The 16,038-nt window shown below is 72.2% G+C and carries 16 protein-coding genes and 1 riboswitch; of the genes, 8 read left to right on the top strand and 8 right to left on the bottom strand.

Translation table 11 applies throughout. The features are described from left to right. Positions 1–47: 47 nt before the first annotated feature. Positions 48–599, top strand: coding sequence for a Uma2 family endonuclease (locus ABT158_RS08890; RefSeq protein WP_352352191.1), 552 nt, complete (start codon positions 48–50; stop codon positions 597–599). Positions 600–620: 21 nt separating this feature from the next. Here ABT158_RS08890 and ABT158_RS08895 read toward each other — a convergent pair whose 3' ends face one another. Together ABT158_RS08895 and ABT158_RS08900 are read right to left on the bottom strand one after the other, a co-directional pair. Beyond that, positions 621–1,718 carry a branched-chain amino acid aminotransferase gene (locus ABT158_RS08895; RefSeq protein WP_352352192.1) on the bottom strand — a complete coding sequence of 366 codons (1,098 nt, stop codon included), beginning with the start codon at positions 1,716–1,718 and terminating at the stop codon, positions 621–623. Between the two features lie 198 nt (positions 1,719–1,916). Further along, a complete protein-coding gene (locus ABT158_RS08900; protein WP_352352193.1) occupies positions 1,917–2,963 on the bottom strand; it encodes a 3-isopropylmalate dehydrogenase in 1,047 nt (348 codons plus the stop codon). A 99-nt stretch (positions 2,964–3,062) separates the two neighbouring features. Then, positions 3,063–3,224: riboswitch (cyclic di-AMP (ydaO/yuaA leader) on the top strand. A 30-nt stretch (positions 3,225–3,254) separates the two neighbouring features. Between ABT158_RS08900 and ABT158_RS08905 the strand changes: the two genes are divergently transcribed. Next, positions 3,255–3,827, top strand: a complete 573-nt coding sequence (locus tag ABT158_RS08905; protein ID WP_352352194.1) for a C40 family peptidase — start codon at positions 3,255–3,257, stop codon at positions 3,825–3,827. On the opposite strand, the gene ABT158_RS08910 is transcribed toward ABT158_RS08905, so the two are convergent. Beyond that, the gene (locus ABT158_RS08910; protein WP_352352195.1) at positions 3,811–4,803 is read right to left on the bottom strand and encodes an NAD(P)-dependent alcohol dehydrogenase; all 993 of its coding nucleotides are present in this window, start codon (positions 4,801–4,803) and stop codon (positions 3,811–3,813) included. The two genes, ABT158_RS08905 and ABT158_RS08910, sit on opposite strands and share 17 nt — an antisense overlap. A 181-nt stretch (positions 4,804–4,984) precedes the next feature. On the opposite strand from ABT158_RS08910, the gene ABT158_RS08915 reads away from it, so the two are divergent. Further along, positions 4,985–5,620, top strand: coding sequence for a DUF2306 domain-containing protein (locus tag ABT158_RS08915; protein WP_352352196.1), 636 nt, complete (start codon positions 4,985–4,987; stop codon positions 5,618–5,620). Here the strand turns inward: ABT158_RS08915 and ABT158_RS08920 are convergent. The 3 genes from ABT158_RS08920 to ABT158_RS08930 all read right to left on the bottom strand — a co-directional run bounded on the left by ABT158_RS08920 (position 5,593) and on the right by ABT158_RS08930 (position 8,866). Then, the gene (locus ABT158_RS08920) at positions 5,593–6,294 is read right to left on the bottom strand and encodes a response regulator (protein WP_352352197.1); all 702 of its coding nucleotides are present in this window, start codon (positions 6,292–6,294) and stop codon (positions 5,593–5,595) included. The genes ABT158_RS08915 and ABT158_RS08920 overlap by 28 nt on opposite strands. A gap of 40 nt (positions 6,295–6,334) precedes the next feature. Then, on the bottom strand, positions 6,335–7,462 hold the full coding sequence (locus ABT158_RS08925; RefSeq protein ID WP_352352198.1) for a sensor histidine kinase: 1,128 nt from the start codon (positions 7,460–7,462) through the stop codon (positions 6,335–6,337). A 126-nt stretch (positions 7,463–7,588) separates the two neighbouring features. After that, a complete protein-coding gene (locus ABT158_RS08930; RefSeq protein WP_352352199.1) occupies positions 7,589–8,866 on the bottom strand; it encodes an ROK family transcriptional regulator in 1,278 nt (425 codons plus the stop codon). A 100-nt stretch (positions 8,867–8,966) separates the two neighbouring features. Here ABT158_RS08930 and ABT158_RS08935 point away from each other — a divergent pair, with 100 nt between their 5' ends. The 4 genes from ABT158_RS08935 to ABT158_RS08950 are packed head-to-tail and all read left to right on the top strand — an operon-like array spanning position 8,967 to position 12,798. Next, a complete protein-coding gene (locus ABT158_RS08935; protein WP_352352200.1) occupies positions 8,967–10,061 on the top strand; it encodes a sugar ABC transporter substrate-binding protein in 1,095 nt (364 codons plus the stop codon). Then, on the top strand, positions 10,062–10,781 hold the full coding sequence (locus tag ABT158_RS08940) for an ATP-binding cassette domain-containing protein (protein ID WP_352352201.1): 720 nt from the start codon (positions 10,062–10,064) through the stop codon (positions 10,779–10,781). Continuing rightward, positions 10,778–11,941, top strand: a complete 1,164-nt coding sequence (locus ABT158_RS08945) for a sugar ABC transporter permease (RefSeq protein WP_352352202.1) — start codon at positions 10,778–10,780, stop codon at positions 11,939–11,941. Before ABT158_RS08940 ends, ABT158_RS08945 begins: the two co-directional genes overlap by 4 nt. Further along, on the top strand, positions 11,938–12,798 hold the full coding sequence (locus ABT158_RS08950) for an ROK family protein (protein ID WP_352352203.1): 861 nt from the start codon (positions 11,938–11,940) through the stop codon (positions 12,796–12,798). The genes ABT158_RS08945 and ABT158_RS08950 overlap by 4 nt, the downstream gene beginning before the upstream one ends. 8 nt (positions 12,799–12,806) lie before the next feature. On the opposite strand, the gene ABT158_RS08955 is transcribed toward ABT158_RS08950, so the two are convergent. Beyond that, the gene (locus ABT158_RS08955) at positions 12,807–12,935 is read right to left on the bottom strand and encodes a hypothetical protein (protein WP_352318996.1); all 129 of its coding nucleotides are present in this window, start codon (positions 12,933–12,935) and stop codon (positions 12,807–12,809) included. A gap of 351 nt (positions 12,936–13,286) precedes the next feature. Continuing rightward, a complete protein-coding gene (gene serA, locus ABT158_RS08960) occupies positions 13,287–14,876 on the bottom strand; it encodes a phosphoglycerate dehydrogenase (protein WP_352352204.1) in 1,590 nt (529 codons plus the stop codon). A gap of 297 nt (positions 14,877–15,173) precedes the next feature. On the opposite strand from serA, the gene ABT158_RS08965 reads away from it, so the two are divergent. After that, the gene (locus tag ABT158_RS08965) at positions 15,174–15,998 is read left to right on the top strand and encodes a hypothetical protein (protein ID WP_352318993.1); all 825 of its coding nucleotides are present in this window, start codon (positions 15,174–15,176) and stop codon (positions 15,996–15,998) included. The last annotated feature ends 40 nt before the right edge of the window (positions 15,999–16,038 follow it).

Consider the following 16,038-nt stretch of genomic DNA (forward strand, 5'->3'; position numbering starts at 1 on the left):
CTGAGTGATCCTTTGGAAACCCCCCGGGAAAGCATGAGGACGGCGGCATGGTCAGGCCCCTGGAAGAGCGCTACCGCACCGTGCGCGAACTGTTCCCCGAGTTCCGCATCGAGACGGTCCAGGGCCGGATCGTGGTGAACGAGCCGGGCACCTGGCAGCACAACACGATCCTGTCCCGGACGTTGTTCCAGCTCGCCGCCGCGGCGGCGGTCCGGGGCTGGGAGATCTGGCCGAACATCACCGTCTACCTGGGCCCCGGTCACGATCTCTACGTGCCCGACCTGGCCGTGGTCCCGCGCCGGCCGCGTCTGCACGAGGAGCACGCCGTCCACGGCGCCTCGACGATCCTGCTCGTGGACGTCGTCTCGGTGGCCACGACCTACGACGTGCACTTCGTCAAGACGGGCGGTTACGCGCGCGGCGGGGTGCCGCTCTACCTGGTGATCGACCCGTTCCAGCGGCTGGTGACGCTGTTCGGCGGGCCGGGCGGGCCGCGTTACCGCAGCGAGAACGTCGTCTCCCTGGGCGAGCCGGTGTTCCTGCCCGACCCGTGGAACCTCCACGTCGACACCGCGGCCCTGACGGAGGCCGGCGCCTGAACGCCGGCCGTCCGCGCGGGTCTAGCCGATCTTGTGGATCCAGTTGCGGGTGTCGGGACGGGCGCCGTACTGGATGCCGACGAGCTCCTCGCGCACCCGCATCGTCACCGGGCCGGGGGTGCCGTCGGCGATGGTCCAGGAGCGGTCGTCGCCCCTGACCGAGCCCACCGGCGTGACCACGGCGGCGGTGCCGCAGGCGAACACCTCGGTCAGCTCGCCGGAGGCGCAGGCGGACTCCCACTCGTCCACCGAGATCAGCCGCTCCTCGGTCTCCAGGCCGAGGTCGCCGGCCATCTCCAGGATCGACTCCCGGGTGATGCCGGGCAGCAGTGTGCCGGTGAGCGCCGGGGTGACGAGCTTGTTGCCGAAGACGAAGAACAGGTTCATCCCGCCCATCTCCTCGACGTACTCGTGCTTGTGGGCGTCGAGCCAGACGACCTGGTCGCAGCCGTTGTCGACGGCCTGGCGCTGGGCGACGAAGGCGGCGGCGTAGTTGCCGCCGCACTTGGCGAAGCCGGTGCCGCCGGGCGCGGCGCGCGTGTACTCGGTGGACAGCCAGACCGAGACGGGCTTGATGCCGCCGCTGAAGTACGAGGCCGCCGGCGAGGCGATCACCATGTACTTGTAGGTCTTCGACGGGTAGTTGACGCCGAGCCCGGCCTGCGTGGCGAACATGAACGGGCGCAGGTAGAGGCTGTGGCCCTCGGTGGTCGGCACCCACTCCTTGTCGGCCGAGACCAGCAGCTCCAGCGACTCCACGAACGCCTCCTCCGGCAGTTCGGGCATGGCCATGCGCTCGGCCGAGCGGTTGAAGCGGGCGGCGTTCGCGTACGGCCGGAAGGTCGCGATCGAGCCGGAGATCTGCCGGTACGCCTTCAGGCCCTCGAACAGCTCCTGCGCATAGTGGAAGACCGAGGTCGCGGGGTCGAGCGAGAGCGGCCCGTACGGCATGAGCCTGGCGTCGTGCCAGCCCTCGCCGTCGGTGTAGTCGATCGAGATCATGTGGTCGGTGAAGACCTGCCCGAACCCGGGGTTCGCCAGTACCTGCTCCCGCTCGGCCGCGGTGCGAGCGTGGTCGGAATGCTGCACGTCGAAGCTGAGCTTCTGAGCGATGGTCATGACGACGGTCCTTCTCTCTACGAATCTGCGACTCGAAAGCTGATTCTGGTAGCTACTGCCCGCGAGCAGTATTCGTACTTCCTAGTGTCTCGCGATTTGGGATGGCAAGAGGCACTTGGGGGGTTCAATCCCGAAGAACGCGAAAAGCGCCTGGCAGTCCGTGTCCGGACCGCCAGGCGCGTGCGGGGCTAGGCGGTCCTAGCCGGCTACTCGCGCGGCGATGGCGTCGCCGATCTCGCTGGTCGTGCGGCCGGCGCGGCCGGTCACCCGCTCGGCGATGTCGGCGGCCACGGCCTGCTCGACCTTGGCGGCCTCGGCGTGCAGGCCGAGGTGGTCGAGGAGCATGCCCACGGACAGGATGGTGGCGGTCGGGTCGGCCTTGCCCTGACCGGCGATGTCGGGCGCGCTGCCGTGCACCGGCTCGAACATGCTCGGCGAGGTGCGCTCGGGGTTGATGTTGCCGCTGGCCGCCAGGCCGATGCCGCCGGCGATCGCGGCGCCGAGGTCGGTGATGATGTCGCCGAACAGGTTGTCGGTGACGATCACGTCGAAGCGCTCGGGCTGGGTGACGAAGAACATCGAGGCCGCGTCGATGTGGCTGTAGTCGGTGGTGACGTCGGGGAACTCCGCGGCCACGCGGTTGACCGTGCGCTGCCACAGGTCGCCGGCGAAGGTGAGCACGTTCGTCTTGTGGACGAGCGTGAGCTTCTTGCGGGGCCGCGACTGAGCCTTCTGGAAGGCGTAACGCACGACGCGCTCGACGCCGTGGGCGGTGTTCAGCGACTCCTGGGTGGCGATCTCGTGCGGCGTGCCGCGGCGCATGACGCCGCCGGTGCCCGCGTAGAGGCCCTCGGTGCCCTCGCGGACGACGACCATGTCAATGTGCTCGGCGGTGGCGCCGGCCAGCGCGGTCTCGACGCCGGGGAACAGCTTGACCGGCCGCAGGTTGACGTAGTGGTCGAACTCGAACCGGAGCTTGAGCAGCAGGTCGCGCTCCAGGATGCCGGGCGGCACGCTGGGGTCGCCCACGGCGCCGAGCAGGATCGCGTCGTAGCCGCGCAGCTCTTCGAGCACCGCGTCGGGCAGGGTCTCGCCCGTGCGGTGGTAGCGGGCTGCGCCCAGGTCGTAGTGGGTGGGCTCGATCTTCGTGCCCACGGCCTCCAGGACCTTGAGCCCTTCGGCTACGACCTCGGCGCCGATGCCATCCCCGGGGATGACGGCCAGGCGGATGTTACGCGACTCCATGGGCGGTACCTTACCGGCTCGTCTCGGCTGACGAACACATCATCTCAACAACCGGACAATCCGTTTTGGGGGGATTGCGACCTTTTGACCGTTTCGTTAGAGTCCGACGAGCCTAATCCACGCAGCCGCTGCGTGGAGCCGGGGACCCATCTTTCCCCCCGGGGCGAATCGGCCGCGCCTCTCCCCCGAGGAGCACCGCCGTAGGGCTACTTCCAGGCCCGAGCCCGTCAGCTAACCCGGTCGGCCACGTGGAAGGACAGTCCCCTGTCTAGCATCGCCATCCTTGTGGCGGTGGCAGCGGGCGCCGCAGGTCTCATGCCTGCCGCCCCCGCGGCTCCCGCCGCTCCGGCCGCTCCGGCCGCCCCCACCCCCTCCATCACCCTCACCGGCCCCCAGGTGAAACAGGTCCAGGAACGGCACGTGCCGAAACCGGCCTGGAAGGTCGCCCTCGAATACGCCATGGACAAGCGCGGCACCCCGTACGTGTGGGGCGGCGCCAGCGAACGGGGCTACGACTGCTCGGGCCTCATGCTCCGGGCCTACGAGGACGCCGGCATCGAGCTCCCCAGAACCGCCGCGGAGCAGTACGGCGCCTTCTCCAGGAAGATCGCCTGGAACGACCTCAAGCCAGGCGACCTGGTGTTCTTCAGCGGCCTCGGCCACGTCGGCATGATCTCCAAGCCCGGCTACATGGTCCACTCCCCCCACACCGGCGACGTGGTGAAGGAGGAACGCCTGTCGCAGTGGCGCAGGCAGGCCTTCGTCGGCGCGGTTCGCCCCGACCCCAAGGGCGTCAAGCGCTGGGCCGACTACAAGCAGCTCCAGAAGGCCCCCGCCCCCGCCATGCTCACCGCGACCCTGTGACGACGACCTTCCCCGGGGCGTGCCCCTCCTCCTGGTAGCGGACGGCCGCCGGGAGCTCGCCGAAGGGGAAGGTCCGGTCGATGACCGGGGTGACCGCGCCCCGCTCGATCAACCCGGTCAGCGTCAGCAGGTTCGCCCTGTTGCTCCCGCAGCGGACGACGTCCGCCCTGACGATCCGCTGCGGGACGAAGGGCCCCGACGCGAGCGCGGCGAACATGCGTCCGGCCGGCTGCACCCAGCGGCCGGCCGGACCGCCGACCAGCACGTACGTGCCCTTCCTGGTCAGCACGCGGCGGCAGTCCGGCAGCCGGCGGCCGCCCGCCACGTCGAGCAGCAGGTCGAAGCGCCGCCCCGAGGCCGCGAAGTCCTCCTTGGTGTGGTCGATGACGTCGTCCGCGCCGAGCGAGCGCACCAGGTCCGCGTTCCGCCCGCTGCACACGCCCGTGACGTGCGCCCCCAGCGCCTTGGCGAGCTGCACGGCGAACGTGCCCACGCCGCCGGACGCGCCGTTGACCAGCACCTTCTGGCCCGGCTGGAGGCGTCCCTCGTCGCGCAGCGCGATCAGCGCGGTGTTGGCCGCCATCGGCACCGCCGCCGCCTGCTCGAACGACAGGCCCGCCGGTTTGGCCGCCACCTCGCCCTGCCGCAGGCAGACGTACTCGCCGAAGCCGCCCCCCAGCGACATCGCGTACACCTCGTCGCCGGGACGGAACAGCGTGACGTCCTTCCCGGCCGCCTCGACCTCCCCCGCCACGTCGGCCCCGAGGACGGCGATGCGCGGCCGGCGCAGCCCGACCCCGCCGCCCATGACCCGGGCCAGGTAGGGCTCCCCCCGCATGAAGTGCCAGTCGTAGGGCTGCACGGACGTGGCCCGCACCCGGACCAGCACCTCGTCATCGCGCGGCACGGGCCGCTCGACGTCGGTCAGGACGAGCTGGTCGGGCGAGCCGAACGAGCGCAGGACGTACGCCTTCATCGTTTTCTCCCTCGTGCCGCTGATGTGCCGCCAGTGTGGGCGTGACCTGCGCGGACGCTCAACGGTCGAAAGGCGACGGCTCGATGGCCGAAAGTACGACCGACCGCCCGCCGATGGTGCGAACCAGGACCGGCCGTCCGCGCGATGCCCCGGCACGGGCGCGGGCGGCACGCTCTCAGGCATGAGATGGATCGCACCCGCCGGGCTGCTCGCGCTCAGCGTCGTCCCGCTGGTCGCCGGCGCACTCCGGCTGACCGAACTGGCCGCCGGCGCCCCCGTCACGGCGGACAACGCGCGCTTCTTCGCCATGCCCGTGCCGGTGCTGCTGCACATCCCGGCCTCCCTGGTGTTCTGCGTCCTCGGCGCGTTCCAGTTCCAGGCCCGGTTCCGGGCCAAGCGGCCGGGGTGGCACCGCGCTGCGGGGCGGGTGCTGGTGGCGTGCGGGCTGGTCGCGGCGCTGTCGGGGGTGTGGCTGACGCTCTTCTCCGACCTTCCCGCCGGCGACGGGACGCTGCTGGCCGCCTTCCGGCTGCTGTTCGGGACGGCCATGGCCGCCTGCCTCCTGCTCGGCCTGGCCGCGATCCGGCGGCGCGACGTGGCCCGGCATCGCGCCTGGATGACCCGCGGGTACGCGATCGGGCTCGGCGCGGGCACGCAGGCGTTCACCCTGGCGTTCGGGCTCGCCGCCTTCGGGCCGCCCGGCGAGCTCGGCCGGGCGCTGCTCGTCGGCGCGGGCTGGGTGATCAACCTGGCGGTGGCCGAGCGGGTCGTCCGCAGAACCCTTGGAGGTCAGGTGCGTACGCGGTCGGTCTCGTAGGCCCACATGGCGATCTCGACGCGGTTGCGCACGCCGAGCTTGGTCATCAGGCTCGCGACGTGGCTCTTGACCGTGCTGAGCGAGATGTGCAGCTCGCGGGCGATCTCGCTGTTGGTCCGGCCGCGGGCCACGGCGCGCAGGATCTCCTCCTCGCGGCCGGTAAGCGCCTCGACCGGCTGCGCGGGCGCCTCCGTACGCCCTGCTCCGGCGAACGCGGCCAGCAGGCGCGCGGTCACGCTCGGGGCGATGAGCGCCTCGCCGCCGGCCGCCGCGGTCACCGCCTGGGCGAGCAGCGCCGGGCCGGCGTCCTTGAGCAGGAAACCCCTGGCCCCGGCGCGCAGGGCGGCGTAGACGTACTCGTCGAGGTCGAACGTGGTGATCACGACGACCGCCATGGGGTCGGCGACGTCGGGCCCGGCCAGCTCGCGGGTGGCCGCGATTCCGTCGAGGCCGGGCATGCGGATGTCGAACAGGCACACGTCGGGGCGCAGGCGGCGGGCCAGCTCGACGGCCCGCCTGCCGTCGCCGGCCTCGCCGACGACCTCGATGCCGGGCTGGGCGTCGAGGATCATCCTGAGCCCGGTGCGGGCGATCTCCTGGTCGTCGGCGACCAGCACCCGGATGGCCGCCGTCCCCTCCGGGCCGCTTCCCGCGGCCTCCCGCCGGTCGCTCACACCGCCTCCTTCCGCGCTCCCGCGGGCTCCCGCCGGGCGTTCACGCGGGCTCCTTCGGCAGGACGGCGGTGACCGTCCAGCCCCGGTTCGGGTTGGGGCCCGCCTCGCAGGTGCCGCCGAGCAGGGCGGCGCGTTCGATCATGCCGATCAGGCCGTAGCCGGGGGCGGCGACCCCGCCGGCGCGGTCGCCGTCGTCGCTCACGGTCAGGCGTACGGCGACGTCGTCGGCGGTGACCCGGACGGTGATGTGGGTGGCGTGGCGGGCGTGCCGCCGGGCGTTGGTGATCGACTCCTGGGCGATGCGGTAGAGCGCCGCGCCGGCCGAGGGCGGCAGGTCGCCGAGCCCGTCCGCGATCTCCACCTCGACGGCCGGGCCGACGCGCGGGCGTCCGGCGAGCCGCCGCAGGTCGTCGAGGTGGCGGCCCGGGGTCAGCTCCGCCGGCTCGTTCCTGCGCAGCACCCGGACCATGGCCCGCATCTCGGCGAGCGTGCGCGACGCCTCGGCCTCGATCACCCGCAGCGCGTCGGTGGCCGCGCCCGGCTCGGAGGCGGCGGTGGCCAGGCCCGCCTGGGCGCGGATGGCCATGGCCGAGACGTGGTGGGCGACGGTGTCGTGCAGGTCGCGGGCGAGCTGTTCGCGTTCGAGCAGTTTGACCTGGTCGAGCTCGCGCAGCCGCGCGCCGGCCCGGTAGCGGAAGGCGCTGCCCAGCCCGACGGTCGCGACCAGCACGCCGAGCGCCGGGACGACGTCGCCGGGCGCCATGCGTCCGGACACCAGGGACAGACCGACCGCGACCAGCCCGGCCGCCAGCCCGATCACGGCCTCGCGCCCCGAACCCCACCGGAACAGCGCGTAGAGCACGATCGTGACGAACGCCAGCGTGTACGTCTCCACCGGCTCACCGCCGGTCAGCAGCGGGGCCACGGTGGTGACGCCGAACACGAGCGCGACCATGAGCAGCGGCCTGGTCCTGCGCCACAGCAGCGTGGGGATCAGCGCGACGGTGACGGCCGTCGAGACCACCGGCCAGCGCAGGTCGGGCCGCAGCACGCCCTCGATCACCGCGGCCGGCACGAGCACCGCGACGAGCGCCCAGTCGCGCCACACCCGCACGGGCGGGCCGGGAGGACGAGGCTCGCGCCACACGGAACGAAGGAGGCCGGCCACCCCCACATCGTAAGCGCGCCCCCATTCCCCCCGCATCGCCCCAAACCCCCACCCCACAGGCGGGGGTTTGGGTGTCGGGACCTCGGGACGCGGAGCCACCGGCCTTCAGGGAAGGTGGGGCTGGGGTCAGTGTTTGCGGGCGTCGAAGATGAGGTCCCAGGCGCGGGACCTGGCGTGGGCGACCGCGCCCAGCAGCACGCCGCTGTCGCCCAGCGCGCTGGCCACCACCCGCGGGCGCAGCGGCCCCAGCTCGGCGATCCGGCGCTCCACGGACGCCCCGAGCAGGTCGAGGTTGCGCCCCACTCCCCCGCTCAGCACGATCACCTCCGGATCGAGCACGGCGGCCACGGCCACCAGCAACCCGCCGATGCGCCGGCCCTCGGCCTCCACCACCGACCTGGCCGCCACGTTCCCCTCGGCGGCGGCGGCGAAGACCTCCCTCGCCGTCTCCAGCTCCAGCCCCGCCGCGCGGGCGGCGCGCACCACACCGGGCGCGGACGTGGCCGCCTCGGTGGCCCCGTGCGTGAAGGGGTCGGCGTGCGTGAAGGGGTCGGCGTCGTGCGTGAAGGGGTCGGCGTCGTGCGCGAGGGGGTCGGCCCCGCGCTTGAGGGGGTCGGCGTCCTGCGTGAAAGGGCCGGTCGGCGGGGCGGAGGCGGGGGGTTCCTCGGCGGCCGGGATGTAGGACACCTCGCCCGCCGCCCCCCGCGCCCCGACGTACAGCTCGCCGTTGATCACGATGCCCATGCCGACGCCGGTGCCGATGGACACCAGGGCGAAGTTGGCCTTGCCCCGCCCGGCCCCGTGGACGTGCTCGCCGACGGCGGCCAGGTTGATGTCGTTCTCGATGACGAGGTCGACGCCCAGGGCGGCGTGCAACCGGTCGGCCAGGTCAGGCGGGCCGGGCAGGTTGGGGGCGAAGTCGAGGCCACCGCGCACGGGGTCGTACACGCCGGGCGAGCCCACCACCGCGCAGGTGATCGAGCGCCACTCGACCTCGGCCTCGCGGGCCGCCGCCCCGGCCAGCTCGCCGACCAGCGCGGCCAGCTCGGCCGAGGTGCGGGCCGTGTTGCGGCCGTCGGTACGCCCGGCGAACGCGCCGCGCAGGTCGGCCACGGCCACTCTGATCCAGTCGCGGCCGATGTCGATCCCGGCGACGTGCGTCGAGGCGGCGTTCACGTCGTAGAGCGAGGAGACCGGGCCGGGCCGTCCGGACACCTCGCCCACCAGGTGGACCAGGCCGTCCTCGGCGAGCCCGGCCAGGGCGGCGGAGACCGTGGGCTTGGACAGGCCGGTGCTCTTGGCCAGGTCGGCGCGCGAGGCGGGGCCGTGCTCGTGCAGCTGGTCGAGCAGACGGCGCTCGTTGAGCACCCGCAGCAGCCGTGGATTCGCCAGGTCGCGTCGCATGTCCGGCCTCCCTCCGAGGTGCACTCTAGCCAACACGCCTGATAGTAAACTACCTTTCTTACCAAGCGGGGGCGGGCATCTTCTGAGAGGACGAAGTGCGATGCACCGAGCTTGGCGACTCATCCCCGCGGCGGCGGTCCTGCTGGCCGCCGCCTGCGGGAACAGCAGCACCACCACCGGCACGACGGCCACGCAGGCCGACGGGCCGCGGCAGGGCGGGACGATCGCCCTGTTCCTCCCCGAATCCAAGACCACCCGGTACGAAGCCTTCGACCGCCCGCTGTTCGAGGCCAAGGTCAAGGCGTTGTGCCCCGACTGCAAGGTGATCTACGGCAACGCCGAGCAGGACGCGGCCAAACAACAACAACAGGTCGAGGCCGCGCTCACCCAGGACGCCGACGTGCTCGTCCTGGACGCCGTGGACGCCAACGCGGTCGCGCCCCTGGTCAACCAGGCCAGGCAGAAGAAGGTCCCGGTGGTCGCCTACGACCGGCTGATCTCGGGGATCGACTACGCCTACTACGTCTCGTTCAACAACGTACGGGTGGGCGAGATGCAGGGTCAGGCGCTGCTCGACGCCATGAACGCCAAGGGCACCACGGCCAAGGGCCAGATCGTGATGATCCACGGCTCGCCCACCGACCCCAGCTCGGCCGACTACAAGAAGGGCGCCAAGAGCGTCCTGGACGGCAAGGTCAAGGTCGGCAGGGAGTTCGACACCCCCGACTGGAGCCCGGACAAGGCGCAGCAGCAGATGGAGCAGGCGATCACCGCCATCGGCCGGGACCAGATCGTCGGCGTGCTGTCGGCCAACGACGGCATGGCGGGCGGCGCCATCGCGGCCATGAAGCGCGCCGGCTACAAGGAGCTGCCGCCCATCACCGGTCAGGACGCCGAGCTGGCCGCCGTGCAGCGCATCCTCACCGGCGAGCAGTACATGACCATCTACCTGGACATCAGGAGAGAGGCGGAGAAGGCCGCCGAACTGGCCGTCGCCCTGACCAGGGGCGAGCAGCCCGCCGCCACCTCCAAGGTGAACAACGGCATGGCCGACATCCCGGCCTTCCTCCTCGACCCCATCGCGGTCACCGCCGACAAGATCAAGGACACCATCGTGAAGGACGGGTTCTACAAGGCCGACCAGATCTGCACGGCCGAGGTCAAGGCCGCCTGCGCGAAGGCGGGCATCGAGTAGATGATCGCGGCGACCGGGATCTCCAAACGGTACGGAGCGGTGCGGGCGCTCGACGGGGCAGGGCTGGAGCTGCGTCCCGGCGAGGTCGTGGCGCTCATGGGCGACAACGGCGCGGGCAAGTCGACGCTGGTCAAGACCATCTCCGGCGCGGTCGTGCCGGACGAGGGCCAGATCACGGTGGACGGCGCGCCGGTGCGCGTCGCCACCCCGCACGACGCGCAGGCGCTCGGCATCTCGACCGTCTACCAGGACCTCGCGCTCTGCGAGAACCTCGACGTCGTGGCCAACCTGTTCCTCGGCGCCGAACGCCGCCGCTGGTCGGTGCTGCGCCACCTGAGCATGGAACGCGCGACCCGCGACCTGCTCGCCCAGCTCGACGTGCGCATCGGCGACATCAGGGTGCCGGTGTCGACGTTGTCGGGCGGCCAGCGGCAGTCGGTGGCCATCGCCAGGGCGCTGCTCGGCGAGCCCCGCCTGGTCATCCTGGACGAGCCGACCGCCGCGCTCGGCGTCGAGCAGACGGCCCAGGTGCTGGCGCTGATCCGGCGGTTGCGCGAGCGCGGGCTCGCGGTGCTGGTCATCTCGCACAACCTCGCCGACGTGCGCGAGGTGAGCGACCGGGTGGTGGTGCTGCGTCTCGGACGCAACGCCGGTGAGTTCCGTACGGCCGAGGCCTCCCGCGAGGAGATCGTGGCCGCGATCACAGGAGCGGGCGAATGACGGCGATGCCGATCACGGTGACCGGACGGCTGCGCCAGGGAGAGGCCGGCGCCTGGCCGGTGGTCGGCGGCCTGGTGGCGATCACGATCGTGTTCAGCACGCTCAACGAGCGTTTCCTGTCGCCCGAGAACCTCACCAACCTGGCGCTCCAGATGGCCGCCACGGGCACGATCGCGCTCGGCGTCATCATGGTGCTGCTGCTCGGCGAGATCGACCTGTCGGCCGGCTCGGTCAGCGGCCTGTGCGCCACGATCATGACGATCGCGCACGTCAAGCAGGGCTGGAACGCCCTGCTCGCCATCCTGCTGGCGCTGGCGGCCGGCGCGGCGATCGGGCTGCTGCACGGGCTCATGCTGACCAAGCTGCGGATGCCGTCGTTCGTGGTCACGCTGGCCGGGCTGATGGGCTGGCTCGGGCTGCTGCTCTACCTGCTGCGCCAGGGCGGGACGATCAACCTGCCGTTCAACGGGTTCATCTCGGGGCTGAGCGACACCTGGCTGCCGGGATGGCTGTCCTGGGCGCTGGTGGTCGGGCTGGCGGGCGGTCACGCCGGGATCGCCACGCTGGCCAGGCGGGCGCGGCTGGCCGCCGGGCTGCCCGTGGCGCCGGCCTGGCAGGTCCCCGTGACGGCGGGCGGGCTGGCGGTCGTGCTCGGCGCGGCGGTGGCGGTCATGTCGGCCGACCGCGGCGTGCCGCTGCTGCTGGTGCTCTTCGGCGCGCTGGTGGTCCTGCTCGACCTGGTCCTGCGGCACACCACGTTCGGCCGCCACCTGTACGCCGTCGGCGGCAACGCCGAGGCCGCCAGGCGCGCGGGCATCAACGTGACCAGGATCAGGATCCTGGCGTTCGTGCTGGCCTCGACGCTGGCGGCGGCCGGGGGCGTGCTGGCGGCCAGCCGGCTGTCGGCGGTCAACCAGGGGTCGGGCGGCAGCGACATCCTGCTCATGGCCATCGCCACGGCGGTCATCGGCGGCACGTCCCTGTTCGGCGGACGGGGCCGGGCCTACGCCGCGCTGCTCGGGGTGCTGGTCATCCAGTCGATCACCAACGGCATGTACCTGCTGAGCGTGGACTCCTCCGTCCGGTTCATGGTGACGGCCGGCGTGCTGGCCCTGGCGGTGGCGATCGACTCGCTGGCCCGCAGGGGCGCCGCGCGGTGAGCCGGGTCCTGGGCATCGACGTCGGCGGGACCAAGGTCGCGATCGGGGTCTCGGGCTCCGACGGGCCCGTGGTCGCCGGCCGCACCCGGCTGGAGACCGGGCCGGACACGCTCGTCCGGGCCCTGGCCGCCGCGCGCGCCCTGGACGGGCGGCCGGCCGCGGTCGGCTTCTCCACCTGCGGGGTGATCAGGGACGGCGTGGTGCGCCTGGCGCCGAACGTGCCCGGCTGGGAGGGGCTGGAGCTGCCCAGGCTGCTGCGCGAGGAGTTCGGCGCGACGCCGGTGGCCATCGACAACGACGTGAACGCGGCGGCGGCGGCCGAGCTGCGGTGGGGCGCGCTGCGCGGCGTCTCCACGGGCGTCTACCTCAACCTCGGCACCGGCCTGGCGGCGGCCCTGGTGGTCGGCGGCCGGGTGGTGCCCGGCGCGCACGGCGCGGCGGGCGAGATCGGCTACCTCCAGGTCACACCGGGGCAGGCGGCCTTCGCCGACGGGCGGGTGCCGCTGGAGGAGCTGGTCTCCGGCGGCGGGCTGGCGGCCAGGGGCGGCGCGCTGCTCGGCCGCGCGACCACGGCGGAGGAGGTGCTCGCCGCGCGTTCCGGGCCGCTGGCGGAGCTGGTGGCGCAGGCGCTGTCGGTGCTGACCATGACCGTGGCGAACCTGTGCGTCACCCTCGACCCCGAGGTGCTGGTCGTGGGCGGCGGCATGATGGGCGCGGCCGGGCTGATCGTGCCCAGGCTGGCCGGGGAGGTGCGGCGCGCCGTGCCGTTCCCGCCGGAGATCCGGCCCGGCCGGTTCACGGACGACGCGCCGCTGCTCGGCGCGCTCGCCCTGGCCCACGCCGCGGCGCGGGCCTGAGGGCGGCGCTACCGGGCGGAGTTCTGGGGGGCGCCGCCGTTGTCCCTGCGGTCGAGGGCGGTCTGCAGGGCCTCGGCGGCCTCGTTCTCGTTCTCTTCGGTACGGTTCCAGGCGTACATCTCGTACATGTCGCTCATCTCGTTTCGCTGGCGCGTTCCAGAAAAGGGGGCGTCGGACCCCGGTCGCGAATCCGACCGGGCCTGCTCTCGCGGGTCCGGGTCACGGACCGGGCGAAGGGAAGGGACTGACCGGCCGACGGCATCACCACTCACCGCGGCGGGTCGTCGGCCTGCCCTAACAGGCCCCGCCGCGGCAGGTAATGAGTACGAGAACCTGGCGCATTTCCACCCACGGTACCCGGCGGCTGTGTCGCTGTCTCGTTGGATGTCCTACTATCTCGCATTCTGAGACAAGAAAAGGCCGTCACCCGGAACGGTCCAGGTGACGGCCTTCCCCGCGATCGGGGGCTCAGTCCTCAGGTCGCGAGGTCAGTCCTCCAGGTCGACCGAACGGCCGCTCTCGGCGCCGATCTCGTCCGCGATCTGGTCGATCACGGCGGCCGGGATGGCCGAGTCGACGGTCAGCGCGATGAGCGCCTTGCCGCCCTTGACGTCGCGGGCCACCTGCATCGAGGCGATGTTCACGCCGGCCTCGCCGAGCAGCCGGCCGACCACGCCGACGACGCCGGGACGGTCGGTGTAGGCGAAGAACGACAGGTGGGCCGTCGGCTCGATCTCCATCTCGTAGCCGTTGACCTCGACGATCTTCGTGATCTGCCGGGGGCCGGACAGCGTGCCGGAGACCGAGATCTGGCGGCCGTCGGCGAGCACGCCGCGCACGGTCACCACGTTGCGCCAGTCGGGGCTCTCGGAGCTGGTCACCAGCTCCACGCTGATGCCCCGCTCCTTGGCCAGCAGCGGCGCGTTGACGTACGTGACCTGCTCCTCGATCACGTCGGCGAACACGCCCTTGAGCGCGGCCAGCTCGATGACCCGCACGTCCTGGGAGGCGATCTCGCCGCGGACCTCGACGTCGAGCTTGGTGGCGACCTCGCCGGCCAGGGCGGTGAACACCCGGCCCAGCTTCTCGGCCAGCGGCAGGCCCGGCTTGACGTCCTCGGCCACCGCGCCGCCCTGGACGTTGACCGCGTCGGGCACGAACTCGCCCGCCAGCGCCAGCTTCACGCTCCGCGCGACCTGCGTGCCGGCCTTCTCCTGGGCCTCGTGCGTGGAGGCGCCGAGGTGCGGCGTGGCGACGACCTGGTCCAGCTCGAACAGGGGGCTGTCGGTGCACGGCTCCTTGGCGAACACGTCGAGGCCGGCGCCCGCGACGCGGCCCTCCTTGATCGCCGAGTAGAGCGCGGCCTCGTCCACGATGCCGCCGCGGGCCACGTTGATGATCCGCACCGACGGCTTGACCTCGTGCAGCTCCTTGTCGCCGATGAGCCCGAGGGTCTCCTTCGACTTCGGCAGGTGCACGGTGATGAAGTCGGCCTGCTTGAGCACCTCTTCGAGGCTGAGCAGCTTGACGCCCATCTGCGCGGCGCGGGCCGGCGGCAGGTAGGGGTCGTAGGCAATCAGCTCGACGCCGAACGGCTGGAGCCGCTGCGCCACGAGCTGGCCGATCTTGCCCAGGCCGAGGATGCCGACGACCTTCTCGTCCAGCTCGACGCCGGTGTACTTGGAGCGCTTCCACTCCCCGTTCTTCAGCGCGGCGTGGGCCTGGGCGGTGTTGCGGGCGCTGGCCAGGATGAGCGCGATGGTCTGCTCGGCGGCGCTGGTGATGTTGGAGGTCGGCGCGTTGACGACCATGACACCGGCCTTGGTGGCGGCCTCGACATCGACGTTGTCGAGGCCGACGCCGGCGCGGGCGACCACGCGCAGCTTCGGCGCGGCGGCGATGGCCTCGGCGTCGACCTGCGTGGCGGAGCGCACGATCAGGGCGTCCACGTCGGCGAGGGCGGGCAGAAGCTGGGAACGGTCCGCTCCGTCGGTGTGGCGGACCTCGAAATCGGCGCCGAGCACGGCGAGGCCGGCCTCGGACAGCTCCTCTGCGACCAGAACGACGGGCTTGTTCACAGGCGTGGATCCTTAGGGGCATGCGGCGGGCTGGAGGGACACGTCGCTGGGCCCCTCGGATCCCTCAGAGTCTATCCGCGCTTGTGAACGCGTTCACGAGGGACCCACGATTTGAGACGGCCCCGCCCCGTGTCGCGAGGCCCTGGACGCGGCTCCGGTACCCAGGCGGCAGCAAAGTCATCCACCTTGCACACATCTTTGTCTTGATCGGGGGATTTGTTGGCCATTAGCCTGATAAGCCGTGGCCGACTACCTATGGTTCGTCATATGAGCATCGGGAATCCTGCGCTTGCCGACGTGCTCGCACAGCATGGCACGCCCCATCGCCTGCTGGCGGCCCTCGCCGACGGTGGAGTCCTGGTGGCAGTGCGACCAGATCGATCGGTCGTCCTTGGGACGACCCAGGCGGGTGACCGGGTTCTGCTCGGGTACACCAGCCCTGCTACCTACGCCAGGCACCGCGGCAGCCATTCCCTGTCGGTGTGCGACGCCGACACCATCCTGGACATCCAGCGCGTCACCGGCGTGCCGGAGATCGTGATCGACGCCGCGGGCCCCGCAGCCGCGGCCGTGCCCATCGACGATCTCCAGCGCTTCCTCACCGGCACGCGTTCGGGGCCCACACCCGTGCTGTCGGGGGCGGCGCCCGCCGCCTACGCGACCGGCGCCATGGCCACCGTCTCGCGTGTGCCCGCGCTGGCGCAGGTGGCCCCGCCCACCCCGCAGGCGCCCGCGCTGCCGTGGGTCCCCGCGCCCCGGCCCCACCTGTCGGGGCCGATGCAGCAGGTGGACCCCGGATACCGCCGGTGCACGCACCCGATCCTGCCGGCGCTGCGGCAGGCCATCGCGCAACTGCTGGGCGACTTCCCGCTCGTGCACCACGTGTGGATCTCCGAGGCCGGCACCGCGTCCGGGGCGACCGGGATCATGCTGCACGTCAAGGTGCACATGTCGGCCGCCGAGGACGTCGTCCGCGACCTGCACCGCCTGGTACGCGCCCGCCTGCCGCAGTTCGCGGCCAGCGGCGCGCCGATCCTCATGGCCAGGGTCGCCGACGCGCGCAGCGAGCGCCGGATGATCGAGATCGGCGCGCACGTGGTCTGCGCCAACGTGCGCGAGTAGCCGACGCGGGTGAGCAGTTGGGGGGCCCGGGAAACTGGGC

It is taken from the genome of Nonomuraea sp. NPDC001636, assembly GCF_040298265.1.
Lineage (GTDB): Bacteria > Actinomycetota > Actinomycetes > Streptosporangiales > Streptosporangiaceae > Nonomuraea.

Bases quoted from the DNA above. Each gene is read 5' to 3' on its own strand.
- ABT158_RS08910 (WP_352352195.1), bottom strand. From the start codon at position 4,803: ATGAAGGCGTACGTCCTGCGCTCGTTCGGCTCGCCCGACCAGCTCGTC.
- ABT158_RS08895 (WP_352352192.1), bottom strand. From the start codon at position 1,718: ATGACCATCGCTCAGAAGCTCAGCTTCGACGTGCAGCATTCCGACCAC.
- ABT158_RS08930 (WP_352352199.1), bottom strand. From the start codon at position 8,866: ATGCGACGCGACCTGGCGAATCCACGGCTGCTGCGGGTGCTCAACGAG.
- ABT158_RS08945 (WP_352352202.1), top strand. From the start codon at position 10,778: ATGACGGCGATGCCGATCACGGTGACCGGACGGCTGCGCCAGGGAGAG.
- ABT158_RS08900 (WP_352352193.1), bottom strand. From the start codon at position 2,963: ATGGAGTCGCGTAACATCCGCCTGGCCGTCATCCCCGGGGATGGCATC.
- ABT158_RS08915 (WP_352352196.1), top strand. From the start codon at position 4,985: ATGAGATGGATCGCACCCGCCGGGCTGCTCGCGCTCAGCGTCGTCCCG.
- ABT158_RS08935 (WP_352352200.1), top strand. From the start codon at position 8,967: ATGCACCGAGCTTGGCGACTCATCCCCGCGGCGGCGGTCCTGCTGGCC.
- ABT158_RS08955 (WP_352318996.1), bottom strand. From the start codon at position 12,935: ATGAGCGACATGTACGAGATGTACGCCTGGAACCGTACCGAAGAGAAC.
- ABT158_RS08940 (WP_352352201.1), top strand. From the start codon at position 10,062: ATGATCGCGGCGACCGGGATCTCCAAACGGTACGGAGCGGTGCGGGCG.
- ABT158_RS08890 (WP_352352191.1), top strand. From the start codon at position 48: ATGGTCAGGCCCCTGGAAGAGCGCTACCGCACCGTGCGCGAACTGTTC.